This is a genomic window from Pilimelia columellifera subsp. columellifera, assembly GCF_039532605.1.
Classification (GTDB): domain Bacteria; phylum Actinomycetota; class Actinomycetes; order Mycobacteriales; family Micromonosporaceae; genus Pilimelia; species Pilimelia columellifera.
Window position 1 is genome coordinate 68842 of record NZ_BAAARY010000011.1, and the last position, 15264, is coordinate 84105.

16 protein-coding genes are annotated in these 15264 nt (G+C 72.3%); 6 read left to right on the forward strand and 10 right to left on the reverse strand.

The window, feature by feature from the left end; genetic code table 11:
* The first annotated feature begins 182 nt into the window (after positions 1 to 182).
* Positions 183 to 1052, forward strand: a complete 870-nt coding sequence (locus tag ABD287_RS12800) for a PAC2 family protein (protein ID WP_344172597.1) — start codon at positions 183 to 185, stop codon at positions 1050 to 1052.
* Between the two features lie 178 nt (positions 1053 to 1230).
* A complete protein-coding gene (locus ABD287_RS12805) occupies positions 1231 to 2091 on the forward strand; it encodes a hypothetical protein (RefSeq protein WP_344172599.1) in 861 nt (286 codons plus the stop codon).
* Between the two features lie 5 nt (positions 2092 to 2096).
* Here the strand turns inward: ABD287_RS12805 and ABD287_RS12810 are convergent, their stop codons facing one another.
* A complete protein-coding gene (locus tag ABD287_RS12810) occupies positions 2097 to 2732 on the reverse strand; it encodes a class I SAM-dependent methyltransferase (RefSeq protein WP_344172601.1) in 636 nt (211 codons plus the stop codon).
* 114 nt (positions 2733 to 2846) lie between these two features.
* Between ABD287_RS12810 and ABD287_RS12815 the strand changes: the two genes are divergently transcribed.
* Positions 2847 to 3608 (forward strand): GntR family transcriptional regulator, encoded by a 762-nt coding sequence (locus ABD287_RS12815; protein ID WP_344172603.1) that lies wholly within the window; start codon positions 2847 to 2849, stop codon positions 3606 to 3608.
* Positions 3609 to 3650: 42 nt separating this feature from the next.
* Here the strand turns inward: ABD287_RS12815 and mshC are convergent, their stop codons facing one another.
* From mshC to ABD287_RS12845, 6 genes are all read right to left on the reverse strand, one after another.
* Positions 3651 to 4889, reverse strand: coding sequence for a cysteine--1-D-myo-inosityl 2-amino-2-deoxy-alpha-D-glucopyranoside ligase (gene mshC, locus ABD287_RS12820; protein WP_344172605.1), 1239 nt, complete (start codon positions 4887 to 4889; stop codon positions 3651 to 3653).
* Between the two features lie 104 nt (positions 4890 to 4993).
* Positions 4994 to 5785 (reverse strand): SCO1664 family protein, encoded by a 792-nt coding sequence (locus ABD287_RS12825; RefSeq protein ID WP_344172607.1) that lies wholly within the window; start codon positions 5783 to 5785, stop codon positions 4994 to 4996.
* A complete protein-coding gene (locus tag ABD287_RS12830) occupies positions 5782 to 6360 on the reverse strand; it encodes a DUF3090 domain-containing protein (protein WP_344172609.1) in 579 nt (192 codons plus the stop codon). The genes ABD287_RS12825 and ABD287_RS12830 overlap by 4 nt, the downstream gene beginning before the upstream one ends.
* Before the next feature lie 61 nt (positions 6361 to 6421).
* Positions 6422 to 7102, reverse strand: coding sequence for an MSMEG_4193 family putative phosphomutase (locus ABD287_RS12835; RefSeq protein WP_344172611.1), 681 nt, complete (start codon positions 7100 to 7102; stop codon positions 6422 to 6424).
* A gap of 14 nt (positions 7103 to 7116) precedes the next feature.
* On the reverse strand, positions 7117 to 7968 hold the full coding sequence (locus ABD287_RS12840) for an undecaprenyl-diphosphate phosphatase (RefSeq protein ID WP_344172718.1): 852 nt from the start codon (positions 7966 to 7968) through the stop codon (positions 7117 to 7119).
* A 5-nt stretch (positions 7969 to 7973) separates the two neighbouring features.
* Complete coding sequence (locus ABD287_RS12845; RefSeq protein ID WP_344172721.1) at positions 7974 to 9062, reverse strand: LLM class F420-dependent oxidoreductase; 1089 nt, start codon at positions 9060 to 9062, stop codon at positions 7974 to 7976.
* A 140-nt stretch (positions 9063 to 9202) separates the two neighbouring features.
* Here ABD287_RS12845 and ABD287_RS12850 point away from each other — a divergent pair, with 140 nt between their 5' ends.
* Positions 9203 to 10174 (forward strand): aldo/keto reductase, encoded by a 972-nt coding sequence (locus ABD287_RS12850; protein ID WP_344172613.1) that lies wholly within the window; start codon positions 9203 to 9205, stop codon positions 10172 to 10174.
* 41 nt (positions 10175 to 10215) lie between these two features.
* Here the strand turns inward: ABD287_RS12850 and ABD287_RS12855 are convergent, their stop codons facing one another.
* Positions 10216 to 11517, reverse strand: a complete 1302-nt coding sequence (locus tag ABD287_RS12855; protein WP_344172615.1) for a M20/M25/M40 family metallo-hydrolase — start codon at positions 11515 to 11517, stop codon at positions 10216 to 10218.
* Positions 11518 to 11585: 68 nt separating this feature from the next.
* Positions 11586 to 11861 (reverse strand): DUF1876 domain-containing protein, encoded by a 276-nt coding sequence (locus ABD287_RS12860; RefSeq protein ID WP_344172617.1) that lies wholly within the window; start codon positions 11859 to 11861, stop codon positions 11586 to 11588.
* A gap of 229 nt (positions 11862 to 12090) precedes the next feature.
* Between ABD287_RS12860 and ABD287_RS12865 the strand changes: the two genes are divergently transcribed.
* Positions 12091 to 13062 (forward strand): LysR family transcriptional regulator, encoded by a 972-nt coding sequence (locus ABD287_RS12865; protein ID WP_344172619.1) that lies wholly within the window; start codon positions 12091 to 12093, stop codon positions 13060 to 13062.
* Between the two features lie 146 nt (positions 13063 to 13208).
* The gene (locus tag ABD287_RS12870; RefSeq protein WP_344172621.1) at positions 13209 to 14687 is read left to right on the forward strand and encodes a S1 family peptidase; all 1479 of its coding nucleotides are present in this window, start codon (positions 13209 to 13211) and stop codon (positions 14685 to 14687) included.
* A 15-nt stretch (positions 14688 to 14702) separates the two neighbouring features.
* On the opposite strand, the gene ABD287_RS12875 is transcribed toward ABD287_RS12870, so the two are convergent.
* Positions 14703 to 15131 (reverse strand): TraR/DksA family transcriptional regulator, encoded by a 429-nt coding sequence (locus ABD287_RS12875; protein ID WP_344172623.1) that lies wholly within the window; start codon positions 15129 to 15131, stop codon positions 14703 to 14705.
* Positions 15132 to 15264: the final 133 nt, after the last annotated feature.

Genomic DNA, 15264 nt, shown 5'->3' on the forward strand with positions numbered 1-15264 from the left:
ACGCGAGCCGCGTCGCCCAGGTGGGCGCAGGGACGTAGGCTGACGGGCGTGAGGCAGCGACCATTGACTATCAGCCGGCGAACCGCCCGGGGCAGCCGCGCCGTCAGGCGCGACGACGCGAGCGCGGCAACCGCCTCGACGCTGGCCCGGCCGGTGCGTCCGCGGCGGAGCGGAGCGCAGCGGTGACCGAGTTCGACGGGCTGCCGGTGCTGCGTAAGCCGGTGGCGATCGCGGCCTTCGAGGGCTGGAACGACGCCGCGGACGCCTCGACGGCGGTGGTGGACCACCTGGAGCAGGTGTGGGACGCGCGGGTGGTGGCCGAGATCGACCCGGAGGAGTTCTACGACTTCCAGGTCAGCCGCCCTACGGTGACGATGGGCGAGGGAGCGACCCGCCGGATCGAGTGGCCGACGACCAGGTTCCTGATGGCCTCGCCGCCCGGGGCCGAGCGTGACGTGGTGCTCATCCGCGGCATCGAGCCGAGCATGCGGTGGCGCACCTTCTGCGCCGAGGTGATGGAGATGTGCCACAGCCTGGAGATCGAGCGGATCGTCCTGTTGGGCGCGCTCCTGGCCGATGTGCCGTTCACCCGTCCGTTGCCGATCAGCGGCAGCGCCTCGGACCCGGAGGCAGCTGAGCGTTACCAGCTGACACCCACCCGCTACGACGGGCCGACCGGCATCGTGGGCGTGCTTCAGGAGACGTGCGCGCGGGCCGAGGTCGACGCGGTGTCGTTCTGGGTCCACGTTCCGCACTATGCCAACAACCCGCCGTGTCCGAAGGCGACGTTGGCGCTCCTGCACCGGGTGGAGGAGGTTCTCGACCTTCCGGTGCCGGTGGCCGACCTGGCTCGGGAGTCCGCGGACTGGGAGCGTCGGGTGCGCGCCGCCGCCGAGCAGGACGCCGAGCTGGCCGAGTACATCCAGGAGCTGGAGGAGCGGGTCGGCGACGACAGCATCCAGCCGTTGAGCGGCGACGAGATCGCCAGCGAGTTCGAGAAGTACCTGCGCCGGCGGGGCGGTCCCCCGGGGCCGACCGCTGGATCAGTGTGACCGCGCCAGGTCGCAGTGAGGCGATAGGCAGGGTTTCGCACGACATGTCATGGCCATTTGGATGGCCAGATCTGCGCCTTCTACCGACTGTGGGCGACGCACCGCCGCGACCCGCTCACTAGCCTGGGTGAGAGCACGGGCGCAGTGAGGGACCCGTCGAACGAAACGGGTGGGTGAGATGCGGGACCGTCTGGCGAGGTTGGCCGCGTCCGTGACGGCGGTGTCCGTCTTGGGGCTCGCCACGGCCGTCGCGCCCGCCCACGGCGCGCCCGCCCACCCGGCCGCCGACGCCCCGCGGGCGATGTGGGTGTGGAGCCAGGCCGCGCCGGCGGACATCGTTGGCTGGGCGGGCCGGCGCGGGGTGCAGGACATCTTCGCCCACGTCGCGCCGGACTTCGCCACCAACGGCGATCTGCCGCGCCTGCGGGAGCTCGGCAGGCGCTCCGGCGCCGCCGGTATCCGCCTGTGGGCGCTCGGCGGCGACCCGGGCTGGGCCTTCGACCATGCCACCGCCGCACAGTGGCGGCAGGACACCCAGGCCACCGGGCTCTTCCACGGGTCACACATCGACGTCGAGCCGTACGCGCTGGCCGCCTGGGACGCTGGGCGCGTCGCCACAGTGGCGGCGTTCCTCGAACTGCTGGACCAGCTGCGGGCGGTCGACCCGGCGCCACTGGAGGCGGACGTGCCGTTCTGGTACGGCGAGGTCGCCGCCGGCGAGTCGACCCTCGCTGACGAGGTCCTCGCCCGGGTCGACGGCGTGACCGCGATGACGTACCGCGACACCGCGTCCGGCCCGAACTCGATGACCGACGTGGCCGCTGACATTCTCGACCGGGGCGCAGCGGCCGGGCGCCCGGTCCGGCTGGCCGCGGAGACCGACCGGCTGCCCGACTGCCCGTACTGCACCTTTCATGAGGAAGGCCTACGCGCCATGGACCGGACCCTGGCGGAGGTGGACGCTGTGGTCGCCGGCCGACCCGCCTATGCCGGGATGGCGATCCACCACTACGACTCGTGGCGGGCGCTCCGCCGCTGACGGACTCAGCGGGCGAACAACACCGCCCCCGGGAACTGGTCCGGCGGGTCGAGAAGCAGCTGGGCCTCGACGGTGAAGCCGGCGTCCCGTAGCCAGCCCGCCATTCGGGTGGGAGGCCGGTTGAAGACACGCACGTTCATCGGATGACCACCGTAGCCTTCGGTCTTCAACCGCGAGCCGTCGCCGACGAAGAAGCCGACCAGCAGCTGGCCTCCCGGACGCAGCGCCCGTCTGAACTGGGCGAGCGCCGTGGCCGCCGCGTCGTCGGGGAGGTGGATCAGCGACCACCAGGCCATGACGCCGCCGAGGGAACCGTCGGCAATCTGGAGGTCGGTCATGGAGCCGACCTCGAACCGCAGGCCGGGATGCTCGCGCCTGGCGACGTCGATCATCGTGGGCGAGAGGTCGATGCCGAACGCGTCGATGCCGAGACGCTGGAGGTGACCGGTGAGCCGGCCGGGGCCGCAGCCCACGTCGGCCACGGGTCCGCCGCCTGCGGTGTGGACCAGATCGGCGAACAGCGCCAGAGCGGCGCGTTCGAATGGCGCTTTGTGGAGGGCGTCACGCAGCAGCTCGGCGTAGCTGGCCGCGACGGTGTCGTATGAGGTGCGGGTCTCGGCCAGCCAGTCTTCAGTGCTCATGCCGGCACAGGATAGTCGGGCAACAACCGCAAGGGCCGGCGTGTCGTGTCCGGTGAGGACACACCTCCTAGTGCATCCTAGGAACCTAGGGGCAAATGAGACGGGGGGGCGGACATGACCATCAATCCGGGCGCTGCGGAGTTCCCGCACCGGCAGATCGCCAGCCAGATCCGGGCACAGGTACGCCGCGGCGACTGGGCGCCCGGGGAGCGCCTACCCTCGATCCCGGCGATCGCCACCAACTACGGGGTGGCCAAGCAGACCGTGCAACGTGCCGTCGACCAGCTCCGGGTCGAAGGGGTGCTCATCACCAAGCCCGGCTCGGGCACGTACGTGCGCGGGACGAAACGCCGACTCAACCGGCTCTCACGCGGACGGTACGGGGCCTACCGGGGCTACCACTCCGACCTGGCCGCCCGGTACCGGCAACAGCTGACCGAGGTCGGACGGGCTCCGGCGCCGGCCGAGGTCGCCGACGCGTTCGGGGTCGCCGACGGAGTCGAGCTGGTGGTGCGAAGGCACCTGGTGCGCACCCAGGACGCGGCCGTCGAGGTCGGCGCCTCCTGGTTCCGGCTCGCCGACGCCGCGGGGACCAGCCTGGAACGGCACGAGGCCTTCGGCCGGCCCTTGTACCAGGAGGCGGAGGAGGTGACCGGACGCCGGTACGTGTCAGCCACTGACAGCGTCTCGGCACGTCAACCGAGCCGGGATGAGGCCGAGGTGCTCCAGATCCGTCCGGACACGCCGGTGCTGCACCTGCTTCACATCGCCTACGACACCGCGCACAAGGTGATCGAGGTGGCGCAGGCGACGTGGCCCGGGCCGATGACCACGCTCACCGAGGAATACAAGGTCCCGGCGCCACGCGAAAGCTGAGGTCAGAGCCGACAACGGTCAGCCGACCGGCCCCGCGCCCGGTCAGACTGCGACGCCTAGCAGGGCGTCGATCGCGGCACGGACCAGCGGCGGAGCCAGCGGGTCGTCACCCGCGCCGGCGATGGTGGCCTCCGCCCACGCGTCGACCAGCGCCAACGCGCCCGGGGTGTCCAGGTCCTCGGCGAGGCGGGCCCGCAGCGACGCCAGCAGATCCGCCCCGGGCGGTCCCGCCGGAGCGGACAGCGCCTCACGCCAGCGGTACAGGCGCATCTCGCCGATCTTCAGCAGTTCGTCGGTCCACTGCCGGTCCGCCCGGTAGTGGTCGGCCAGCAACGCCAGCCGCAACGCCATCGGCTCGACGCCCTGGGCGAGCAGCCGGGAAACGAAGACAAGGTTCCCGCGGGACTTGGACATCTTCTCGCCGTCAAGGCCGATCATCCCGGCGTGGACGTAGTGGCGGGCGAACGGCCGCGCCCCGGTGAGCTGCTCAGAGTGCGCGGCCGAACACTCGTGGTGCGGGAACATGAGATCGTTGCCGCCGCCCTGGACATCGATCGTCGCGCCGAGCAGGTCCAGGGCGATGACCGAACACTCGATGTGCCAGCCGGGGCGACCGGGCCCCAGCCGGCCGCCGGGCCAGGACGGCTCGCCCGGGCGGACGCCACGCCACAGCAGCGGGTCGAGCGCGTCACGCTTGCCGGGACGCTGCGGGTCGCCGCCGCGCTCGGCGGCGTAGACGAGCATCTGGGCGCGCGACAGCTGGGCGACGTAGCCGAAGTCAGGGGCGGCGGTCAGGTCGAAGTAAAAGTCGCCGGAGTCGTCGTCGAGCTGATAGGCGACACCCTGGGCCAGCATCCGCTCGACCTGGACGACGATCGCCGGGATCGACTCGACCGCCCCGACGAAGTGGGTCGGCGGCAGCAACCGGATCGACTCCATGTCCCGGCGGAACAGCGCAGTCTCCCGTTCGGCGAGCGCCGTCCAGTCCTCGCCGTCACGCCGGGCGCGCTCCAGCAGCGGGTCATCGATGTCGGTGACGTTCTGGACGTAGGCCACCTCGTGGCCGGCGTCGCGCCAGCACCGCTGCACCAGGTCGAAGGTGATCATGGTGGCGGCGTGGCCGAGGTGCGCGGCGTCGTACGGGGTGATGCCGCAGACGTACATCGTCGCCGGACCGGGCGGCCGGGTGAGGTGCACGCCGCGACGGGCCGAGTCGAACAACGCGAGCGGCTGCCCGGTGCCGGGCAGCCGCGGCACCTCCAGGCCGGACCAGGATTCCATGCCGTCCAGCCTAGCGAGGGCGGCCGGGGCGGCTCCGGCGGATCACCACGGCGGACCGGCGGGCCAGGAGGTCCCGGTCGGGGGCCGTTTGATGGGTCGGCCGGTCACATCGGCGGCCAGGGCACCGCCGGACGCTCGTCGGGCGGTTCGGGCAGCCGGCCAGCACTCAGCAGGGCGGCGACCCGGGCGGCGGTGGCCGCCACCTCGGCGGCCGTCAGATGCTCGGCGAGCCGTCCGGCGAGGTCGCCGGCGAGCCGCCCGGACAACGACCCCAGCAGCTCGCGGGCCGGCGCCGGCAGGTCGGCGCCGGCCCAGCCCCACAGGACGGTGCGCAGCTTGTCCTCAACATGGAAACACAGCCCGTGATCGATGCCGAGCGGACCGTCCGGCCCCGCCAGGATGTGACCACCCTTGCGGTCGGCGTTGTTGACGACCACATCGAACACGGCCATCGCCGCCAGCGCCGGGTCGTCGGCGTGGGCCAGCAGGTACGGTCGGCCGCGTTCGTCGCGGGCGGCCAGGACGGCAAGCCAGCCGGCCGGCAGCTGAGCCTCGGGGACGAAGCCCACCAGCGGCGGATCGGCCTCGTCGATCCACAGCTGGCAGGCGCCCGGACCCAGCGGCCCGTCACGCAGGACCGTCGGCGGGACCAGATTCCAACCCGCCGCCGTCGACAACAGGTACGTGGCGACCTCCCGGCCGGCCAGGTTCCCGTCCGGGAAGTCCCACAGCGGACGCTCACCGCGCACCGGCTTGTAGACACAGCGTCGCGTGACGCCGTCGAGGGTGATCTCGCCGCGCAGCGTGGTGTTCGAGGCGTCCACCAGGCGACCTTCGAGCTCGATGGCGCCGTGTCGAAGCAGGTCGAGCAGTTCAGCGGAGGGCTCGAGGGTCAACGGTGGTAGCCGTTGTGCCGTGGACACAGGTGACCGTCAGGGTTGAGCGGCTGCCCGCACAGCGGGCACGGCGGGCGACCGGCCGACACGACCCGGCGGGCCCGGTCGATGAACTCGCGGGCGGTCGCCGGCGTGAGCCGCACCCGAAGCCGGTCCAGGTCGGCGTCGATGAGCTCGTCGGCGTCGGTCTCGTCGACCTCGTCCTCGTTGTCGACGGCGTCGTCGGTGCTGTCGTCCTCGCCGATGGCGACGGCCTCGATGAGCACCGTGGCGGTGTCCACGTCGTAGGCCAGGCCCAGGGTGCCGACCCGGAACTCCTCGTCGACGGGGGTGTCCAGGGGCGCGTTGTCGGGGGGCGGGGCGCCCGCGAAGGCGAGGTCGAACCGCCGACGCGCCTCAGCCAAAAGCTCCTCCAGCTTGTCCGCCAGGAGGACGACCTGGGCCTTCTCCAACGCCACCGAGACCAGCCGGCCACCGCCACGGGCCTGGAGGAAGAACGTGCGTTCGCCGGGCGGTCCCACCGTCCCGGCGACGAACCGCTCCGGCGGCTCGAACGCGTGCACCTGGTGGGCCATGGCATCGACCCTATCCGCCGCGGGCAGGTTGCGCGAAGCCGCCGGGCGGGCGGGTCCGGCGTCAGCGCGCTCCCGATCCCCCGCCTACCGGCGCGTCCGCGCTGTCCGCGGCCCCGGGCGGCGGCGCCAGGGCGCGCAGGTCGCCGCCGGTGTCGTTGAGCGCCAGCAGGAACGGACGTTGTGGGGTGAACCGGATCGCGCTCACCGATGCGGGGTCGACCACGATCCGCTGGAAGCCGTCCAGGTGCAGACCGAGGGCGTCGGCGAGCACCGCCTTGATCACGTCGCCGTGGCTGCACGCCAGCCAGAGCGCGCCCGGACCATGCTGGGCGGTGATCCGGGCGTCCCAGTCGCGGATCGCGGCGACCGCCCGGGCCGCCATCGCCGCCATCGCCTCGCCCGCCGGGAAGCTGACCGCGCTGGGCCGCCGTTGGACGTCCTGCCACAGCGGGTCGGTAGCCAGTTCGGACAGCGACCGGCCCTCCCAGTCGCCGTAGCCGCACTCGGTGAGCCGACGCTCCACGGTGACCGCCGCCCCGGGCAGGGCACGGCGCAGCGTCTGCCGACACCGCCGTAACGGGCTGCTGACCACCCCCGCCAGCGGCAGCCGCCGCAGCCGCTCGCCGACCGCCCGCGCCTGGTCGTGACCGACGTCGTCGAGCGGGACCGGCAGCCGCCCGGCGAGCGTCCCGTCAGCGTTGGCGGTGGTCCGTCCGTGACGCAGCAACAGCACAGTGGCCATCTGCGCAGCGTACGTCAGGTCGCGGCGAGCGCCCCGGTGCTCAGCAGCGCCAACAGCACCGAGCCCAGGGCCACCCGGTAGAGGACGAAGATGTAGAGGGTGTGCCGCACGACGTAGCGCAGCAGCCAGGCGATCGCGGCGTAGCCGATGGCGAACGCGATCAGGGTCGCCACGACCATCTGGGCGGGGCTGGGGACGGAGAACACGGCGACGCCCTCGGCCGCGGCGGCCGGGGTGAAGACGTCCTCCAGGCTGAAGATACCGCTCATGACGACGGCGGGGATCGCCAGTAGGAACGAGTACCGGGCGGCGGCCTCCCGGGTTAGGCCCAGGAACAGTCCGGCCGACAGGGTGCCGCCGGAGCGCGAGACGCCCGGGATGAGCGCCATCGCCTGGGCCAGGCCCATGACGATGCCGTCGCGCAGGGTGAACCCAGTGAGGTCGCGGGTCTGGCGGCCCCAGTACTCGGCGAAGGCGATGACGAACGCGAAGACGATGAGCATGGTGGCCACCAGCCACAGGTTCCGGGCGCCGGAACGGATCTGGTCCTTGAAGGCGAAGCCGACGGCGCCGATCGGGATCGAGCCGATGATGACGTACCAGGCCATCTTGTAGTCGGCGTGCGCGCGTTCGGCACGGTTGAAGATACCCACGAACCAGGCCCTGGTGATCCGCCAGATGTCCTTGGCGAAGTAGATGAGGACGGCGGCCTCGGTGCCGAGCTGGGTGACGGCGGTGAACGAGGCGCCGGCGTCGCGGTCGAACAGCAGCGCCGAGGTGATCCGCATGTGCGCCGAGGAGCTGACCGGCAGGAACTCGGTGAGCCCCTGCACGATGCCCAGGATGATGGCCTCGATCCAGGTCATGTCCGTCACGTGCCCGACCCGCTCCCTCGCGCGCTGCTCCGCCACTGCTGGTACGCCTGAGCCACCGATTCCAGGGTCGACACCCCGGCCGCTTGGTCCATCGTGGACAGTGTGACGGCCAGGGTGGTGACGCCGGCGTCGGCGTAGGCTCGCATACCGGCGGCGATCCGGTCCACCGGGCCCAGCAGCGCGGTGCGGTCGATGAGCTCCAACGGGACGGCCGCGGCGGCGTCCCGGGGGCGTCCGGCCAGGTACAGGTCCTGGACCACGGCGGCGGCGTCCGGGTAGCCGAGCCGACCGGCGAGGTCGTTGTAGAAGTTGCGGTCCCGGCTGCCCATGCCGCCGACGTACAGGGCGGTGTAGGGGCGGACCGCGTCGGCGCAGGCGGCGATGCCGGCCGGCGACGGGTCGTCGCCGACGGACACCGGGACGCTGGCCACCACGTCGAACGGGATTTCGGCCCGGCCGCCGCGGGCACGGCCGCGGGCGATGGCCGCCAGCGGCTCGGCGAGCGCGTCCGCGGCGACGAACACGCCGAGCCAGCCGTCGGCGATCTCCCCGGCCAGCTCCAGGTTGCGCGGGCCGACCGCGGCCAGGTAGACGGGCAGGTCATGCCGCGCCGGGCGCAGGGCCAGGCGCAGGGCCTTGCCGGGGCCGTCGGGCAGCGGCAGCTGGTGGTGGCGGCCGGCGTAGGCGACCTCGTGCCGGCCCAGGGCCATCCGGACGATGTCGACGTACTCGCGGGTCCGGCCGAGCGGGTGGGCGAACCGGACGCCGTGCCAGCCCTCGGAGACCTGCGGGCCGGACACCCCCAGACCCAGCCGGAACCGACCGCCGGACAGGGTGTCCAGGGTGGCCGCCGTCATCGCGGTGGCGGCCGGGGACCGGGCCGGGATCTGCATGACCGCCGACCCGAGGCCAATGCGGGTGGTCTGGCCGGCGATCCAGGCCAGGATCGTCGGGGCGTCCGAGCCGTACGCCTCCGCGACCCAGAGGACGTCGAAGCCGAGATGTTCGGCCGCGCGCGCCCAGATCAGTTGGTCCTCCGGGCTCACGCCCGGGGTCAGGTAGCCGAGATTGAGCCCGAGCCGCACGCCACACCCCTCACCGTCGCAGGCGATCAGGGTACGTGCCATCGGCCGGCGCCGGCGGCCGCGACCCGCCTGTCGGGGGCGTTGCGGGCGGCCGTAGCGGAGAATGTCGAACGTGACGGTCGTACGCATAGGGTGCAGCAATGCAGCAGCGACCGCTCGGACGCAGCGGGCTGACGGTCTCCCGGCTCGCGCTCGGCACGATGACCTGGGGACGGGACACCGACCCCGACGACGCCGCCGACCAGCTCCGGGCCTACCTGGACGCCGGCGGCACGCTCGTCGACACCGCCGACGTGTACGGCGACGGTCAGGCCGAGACGGTCCTCGGGTCGATGATCCCGACGGTCTGCGCCCGGGAAGAGCTGCTCATCGTCACCAAGGCCGGGCTGCGCGCCGGTGGCGATCGGCGCCGCGACGGCTCCCGTGGGCACCTGCTGGGCGCCCTGGACGCGTCGCTGCGGCGGCTCGGGCTGGACCATGTGGATCTGTGGCTGGCGCACGGGCACGACCCGGCCACCCCGCTGGAGGAGACGATGTCGGCGCTCGACCACGCGGTCGCCAGCGGCCGTTGCCGGTACGTCGGGGTGTCCAACCTGTCCGGATGGCAGGTCGCCCGCGCGGCGACCTGGCAGAGCGCGTGGCCGGGGCGGGCCCCGCTGGTGGCCGCCCAACTGGAGTACTCGCTGCTGGAGCGCGGTATCGAGCGGGAGGCGCTGCCGGCGTGCGCGGCGTCGGGGCTCGGGGTGATGCCGTGGTCGCCGCTGGGGCGTGGGGTGCTGACCGGCAAGTACCGCGACGGGCGTCCGCTGGACTCGCGGGGCGCCTCCGAGCACCTGGCCTCGTTCGTGGCCCCGTATCTTGACCCGCGCTGCTCCAGCATCGTCGAGGCGGTGACGACGGCGGCCGCCGGTCTGGGCGTCGCCCCGTTGGAGGTGGCGTTGGCGTGGGTGCGGGACCGGCCGGGGGTGAGCGCGCCGATTCTCGGCGCGCGCACCGCCGGGCAGCTGCGCGGGGCGCTGGCCGCCGACCAGCTCACCCTGCCCACGGAGATCACCTTGGCGCTGGACGACGTGTCGGCGATCCGGTTCGGGTACCCGGAGCACCGGCCGTAGGGCGGGCCTACCGCCGGCGGTCGCCGGTAGTGGTAGCGGGGTCAGCTGGCGCGCAGGAACCGGTCCAGGACCCGGGCGCCGAACCTGAGACCGTCGACCGGGACCCGTTCGTCGATGCCGTGGAACAGCGAGGCGAAGTCCAGGTCGGCCGGCAGCTGGAGCGGGGCGAAGCCGAAGCAGCGGATGCCCATCGTGGCGAACGCCTTGGCGTCGGTGCCGCCGGAGAGCATGTACGGCACGGTCCGGGCGATCGGGTCCTCGGCCCGCAGCGCCGCCGCCATGGTGTCCACAAGGTCGCCGTCGAAGCTGGTCTCCAACGCCTGCTGGCTCTGGATGCTCTCGATCCGGATGTCCGGGCCGATGATCGCCCGGACCTGGGCCAGGAACTCGTCGGTGGCGCCGGGCAGGGTGCGGCAGTCGACGGTGGCGGTGGCCCGGCCCGGGATGACGTTCTCCTTGTAGCCGGCGTTCAGCCGGGTCGGGTTCGCGGTGTTGCGGATGGTCGCGCCGATGAGCCGGGCCAGCGGGCCCAGTTTGCCGATGACCTCCTCCGGCCGATTCGGGTCCAGCTCCAGGCCAAGGACCTCGGAGACCCGTTCGAGGAAGTCCCGGACGGTCGGGGTGACCACGACCGGGAAACGGTGCGAGCCGAGGCGGGCGACCGCCTCGCAGAGCGCGGTGACGGCGTTGTCGTCGTGCATGAACGAGCCGTGGCCGGGCCTGCCGTCAGCGACGAGACGCAGCCACTCGATGCCCTTTTCGGCGGTCTGCACCAGGTAGAGCCGCAGGTCGTTGCTCACCGTGTACGAGTAGCCGCCGACCTCGCCGATCGCCTCGGTGCAGCCGTCGAACCAGTCCCGGTGATGCTCGGCCAGATACCGGGCACCGTAGTCGCTGCCGGCCTCCTCGTCGGCGGTGAAGGCCAGCACGATGTCACGCGGCGGGACGATGCGCTCGCGCTGCCAGTGCCGGACCACCGCCAGCGTCATGGCGTCGAAGTCCTTCATGTCGATGGCGCCGCGGCCCCACAGGTAACCGTCTCGGAGCTCGCCGGACAGCGGGTGGACCGACCACTCGCTGGCGTCGGCGGGCACGACATCAAGGTGGCCGTGGACCAGCAGCGCCGGACGGGAGCTGTCGGCGCCGGGGATGCGGGCCATGACGCTGGCCCGTCCGGGCGCCGACTCGTAGAGCTGTCCGGCGATGCCGACCTCGTCGAGCCGGGCGGCCACGTACTCGGCGGCGGCCCGTTCGCCAACGCAGGTGTCAGGGTCGCCGGTGTTGGTGGAGTCGATTCGCAGCAGGTCGGCGCAGAGCTCGACCACTTCGCCGTCAACAGTCATGCAGCCTTCATACCAGCAACGGCGACGGCGCCCGGCGCGTCGCCGTCGGGCGGCTGCGGGCGCGGGCCTCAGGCGTGGACGACGGCCCGTTCGTGGGTGGCTGACTCGATGTCCGCGGCGGCGGCCTCCAGCAGGTGGTGGGCGAGATCGAACAGGGCCCGGGCGACGGCGAGCTCGTCACCGATATCCGGCACGTCCTGGTCGGCGGGGTTGCGGCGGGCCGACCCGCTGCCGTGCAGGTTCAGGCCGGCGCCGGTGAGCAGCCGGGCGTCTGCGCGGGTGCTCCGGCTGTCGTCGTGCTCGTCGATGTACAGGTCGATCGTCCAGTGCTTGGCCGTGGTCATGGCGCACCTCCTGACGGGCTGAGGTTTCCCTGTGCTCGATCGTGGCACGGCGAGGTTGCGGTGTGGCCCGATAGCGGAAGCCGCCGGGGCATACTGGTCGCCCTGCCCTTCAGCAATCGGGCGGATCGAAAAAACTCAAGAAAGTTCTGGGCGCATTATCGGGTTTAGTCTATTCAGCCCGTTTTTAGCTTCTTCCCAGACATCCCAGTCGGGTCCTACCTTTCGCGCTATGAACCTGGAGCTCCGTCACCTCCGCGTCGTCTGCGCGATTGCCGACACCGGCAGCGTCACCAAAGCCGCCTCGCTGCTCGGTCTGGCCCAGCCCGCGCTGACCGCGCAGCTCCAGCGCATCGAGCGGACACTCGGCGGGCCGTTGTTCCTCCGGGACCGGCGCGGGGCCAGGCCCACCCCGCTCGGCGGGCTGGTGTTGGCCCGGGCACGGGTGCTGCTGCCGGCGATGCAGGGCCTCCAGGACGAAGCCGCCCGGATGGCCGGCGTCGGCGCCGACGCCAGCCGGTTCCGCATCGGCGCGGTCGCCGGCTCCGTGGTCGGCGGCCTGGTCCGACGGCTGACCGCTGACCTGCCGGAAGCGCTCGTCAGCACCCATCCGAGCTGGTCGCGGGAGGATCTCACCCAGCAGCTCGTCGCGGGGAGGCTGGACTTCGCGCTCATCGGAGCCTGTGGTCACCCGGGACCCGTCGGCGATGTCGGCCTCAGCTGGCGGCAGGTCGCCGTCGACGCCGTCCAGGTGCTGCTGCCGACGCGCCACCCGCTAGCCGGCCGGGAGGAGATCGAGCTGGCCGAGCTGGCCGGCGCGCACTGGGTCACCGCCCCGGGAGACGGCTGCTTCAACGACTGCTTCGCCGCCACCTGCGCCCGCGCCGGCTTCACGCCCCAGCGGATCTACGAGATCGACGACCGGGGCGCTCTCGACCTGGTCGAGGCCGGGGCGGCGGTGGCGCTGTGTCGGCCGACCCTGCGGCCCACACCGACAGCGGTGATGCGCCCACTCGCCGGCGCCCCGCTGCGCTGGCGACAACTGCTCGGATGGCACCCCCAGTCCGAGGCCGCCGCCACCTCCGACCAGGTCTTTCAGTACGCGGTGGCGGCATACCAGGAAGCCGTCGAACGCAACCCGAACTACGGAACGTGGCTCTCCCGACATCCGTCGTTCGGCGTGAGTATGACGACCGTCAGTTGATGGATCACGCCGTCCAGTCTGAACTAAGTGGACGTTGTGCTGACGCTGACGTCGCGGTCCGGATCATCCTGGACCGGCGGGCGTAGCGTCGGCGCTGCCGTGGCCACCGATCGTGCCGCGGCGTGGCGACGGCACTGAGGAGATCGATGAACCGCGTGCTCGGCATCGCGACCACCGGACTGGCCCTCGGCCTGGTCGCAGCGGTGACCGTGCCGGCGCTCGCCGAGTCGTTCGACCCCGAGCCGCCCCCGCCGCCGGACCCGTTCGCCCAGATCCTCACCGCCATGCAACGCGATCTCGGGATGGACCCACGACAGGCCAGGGTCCGCATCGACACCGAGCGCCGGGCCACCGACGTCGAGCTGCGGCTACGCCACGAGCTGGGCAGCGGTTACGCCGGCGCCTGGCTGGCCGCCGACCATCGGCTCACCGTCGCCGTCACCAGCCCAGAACAGGCCGAACGGGTACGCGCCACCGGGGCCGAGCCGCGGATCGTCAAGCGCAGCGCCGCTGCGTTGCGCGCCGCGAAGTCCCGGCTCGACGCCGCCGCCGACCGGGGCGCCGACGACGTTGTGGGCTGGCACGTCGACGTGTCGAACAACGCGGTGGTCGTTCTCACCCGTGGCGACGCCGCGGACGCCCGGAGCTTCGCGACCCAGGCCGGCGTCGACGCCGACACGGTACGCGTGGAGACCACATCGGGCGACCGGCCGCGGCTCTACGCCGACGTCCGGGGCGGCGACGGTCTTGTCGTCAGCGGCGGCCGTTGCTCGGTCGGCCTGGCCGTCGAGGGCGGCTTCATCACCGCCGGACATTGCGGCACTGTCGGCGAGCCGGTCCGCGACGCCAACGACCGGCCGTTGGGGACGATCGCCAGCTCCGCCTTCCCCGGCGACGATTACGCCTACGTCCGCGCCGCGGCCGGTGTCACCGCCGCCGCCAGCGTCAACGACCACTCCGGCGGTTCGGTCGCGGTGCTGGGATCGGCCGAGGCGCCGGTCGGGGCGTCGGTGTGCCGCTCGGGCGCCACCACCGGATGGCGGTGCGGGGTGATCCTGGCCAAGAACGCCACCGCCAACTACGCCGAAGGAAAGGTCAGCGGGCTGACCCGCACCGACGCCTGCGCCGAGCCGGGCGACTCCGGCGGTCCCTGGATGTCGGGGCAGCAGGCTCAGGGCCTCACCTCGGGCGGATCGGGCAACTGCGCCGACGGTGGCGTCACCTACTTCCAGCCGGCCAACGAAGCGCTGGCCGCGTACGGCCTCACCCTGAGCACGCAACTGGACAGCAGCCTTCCCGAGCCCGGCGACGCGTGCGCGGGACTGGCCAAGACCGGCACGGTGACCGTCGCCCCGGGCGTCAACGCCTACCAGCCGAACGCGACATATCACATCAGTCGGGTCGGCGGCGAGCATCGCGGCTGCGCGGACGGGCCCGCAGGGACCCAGGTGAGTCTGGCGCTGGAGCAGTGGACGGGGAAAAAGTGGATCACCGTCGCCTCCGCCGAGGACGGCGACGACGACCAGCGGCTGCGGCACATGGGGACGCCCGGCTACTACCGGTACCGGATCGCCGCCAGTGGCGGCGATCCGGGCCAGGTCGCGGTCGGGTACCAGGCGCCGTGACCGGCGCCTGGTAGGTCAGCCGCCGGCCCGGCGCTCGCTGACCTGCTTGCAGGACACACAGGACGTCGCCCACGGGAAGACCGTGAGCCGTTCGACCGGAATCGCCCCCGAGCATCGCTCGCACCAGCCGTACACGCCCTCGGCCAGCCGGCGCAACGCGTTCTCCACCTGGGAACGACGCTCGGCGATGCTGCGCACCACGGACATCTCCCGCTCTCGCTGCGATGTCTTGGTGCCGATGTCGGCGTCGTCGTCGCCGGCGGTGTCCGCCAGATGGGCCCGGCTCAGCGACTGGGTGTCGGCGACCGCCTGCTCGTACTCGTGCTCCAACTCCTCGTAGCGCTGCTGGAGGTGGGTCCGGATCTGGTCGATCTCGGCCTGGGCGCGGTCGCGGTCGCCACGGCGGGCTGCGACCGCGCCCGAGCGGGTGTCCTCGACAAGCATGGGCTCCTCCAAATTGCTGCGCTGCGACGTCCAGGAAGGGCGCCGCAGCGAGTCGTCGGTGGCGAGCCGGTTACCCCGCCACAAAAGCTCCCAAACCACAATTTGTCGGATTTTTAAATACCATTACTTAAAG

Bases quoted from the DNA above. Each gene is read 5' to 3' on its own strand.
- ABD287_RS12805 (WP_344172599.1), top strand. From the start codon at position 1,231: ATGCGGGACCGTCTGGCGAGGTTGGCCGCGTCCGTGACGGCGGTGTCC.
- ABD287_RS12810 (WP_344172601.1), bottom strand. From the start codon at position 2,732: ATGAGCACTGAAGACTGGCTGGCCGAGACCCGCACCTCATACGACACC.
- ABD287_RS12815 (WP_344172603.1), top strand. From the start codon at position 2,847: ATGACCATCAATCCGGGCGCTGCGGAGTTCCCGCACCGGCAGATCGCC.
- mshC (WP_344172605.1), bottom strand. From the start codon at position 4,889: ATGGAATCCTGGTCCGGCCTGGAGGTGCCGCGGCTGCCCGGCACCGGG.
- ABD287_RS12830 (WP_344172609.1), bottom strand. From the start codon at position 6,360: ATGGCCCACCAGGTGCACGCGTTCGAGCCGCCGGAGCGGTTCGTCGCC.
- ABD287_RS12835 (WP_344172611.1), bottom strand. From the start codon at position 7,102: ATGGCCACTGTGCTGTTGCTGCGTCACGGACGGACCACCGCCAACGCT.
- ABD287_RS12840 (WP_344172718.1), bottom strand. From the start codon at position 7,968: ATGACCTGGATCGAGGCCATCATCCTGGGCATCGTGCAGGGGCTCACC.
- ABD287_RS12850 (WP_344172613.1), top strand. From the start codon at position 9,203: ATGCAGCAGCGACCGCTCGGACGCAGCGGGCTGACGGTCTCCCGGCTC.
- ABD287_RS12855 (WP_344172615.1), bottom strand. From the start codon at position 11,517: ATGACTGTTGACGGCGAAGTGGTCGAGCTCTGCGCCGACCTGCTGCGA.
- ABD287_RS12860 (WP_344172617.1), bottom strand. From the start codon at position 11,861: ATGACCACGGCCAAGCACTGGACGATCGACCTGTACATCGACGAGCAC.
- ABD287_RS12865 (WP_344172619.1), top strand. From the start codon at position 12,091: ATGAACCTGGAGCTCCGTCACCTCCGCGTCGTCTGCGCGATTGCCGAC.
- ABD287_RS12870 (WP_344172621.1), top strand. From the start codon at position 13,209: ATGAACCGCGTGCTCGGCATCGCGACCACCGGACTGGCCCTCGGCCTG.
- ABD287_RS12875 (WP_344172623.1), bottom strand. From the start codon at position 15,131: ATGCTTGTCGAGGACACCCGCTCGGGCGCGGTCGCAGCCCGCCGTGGC.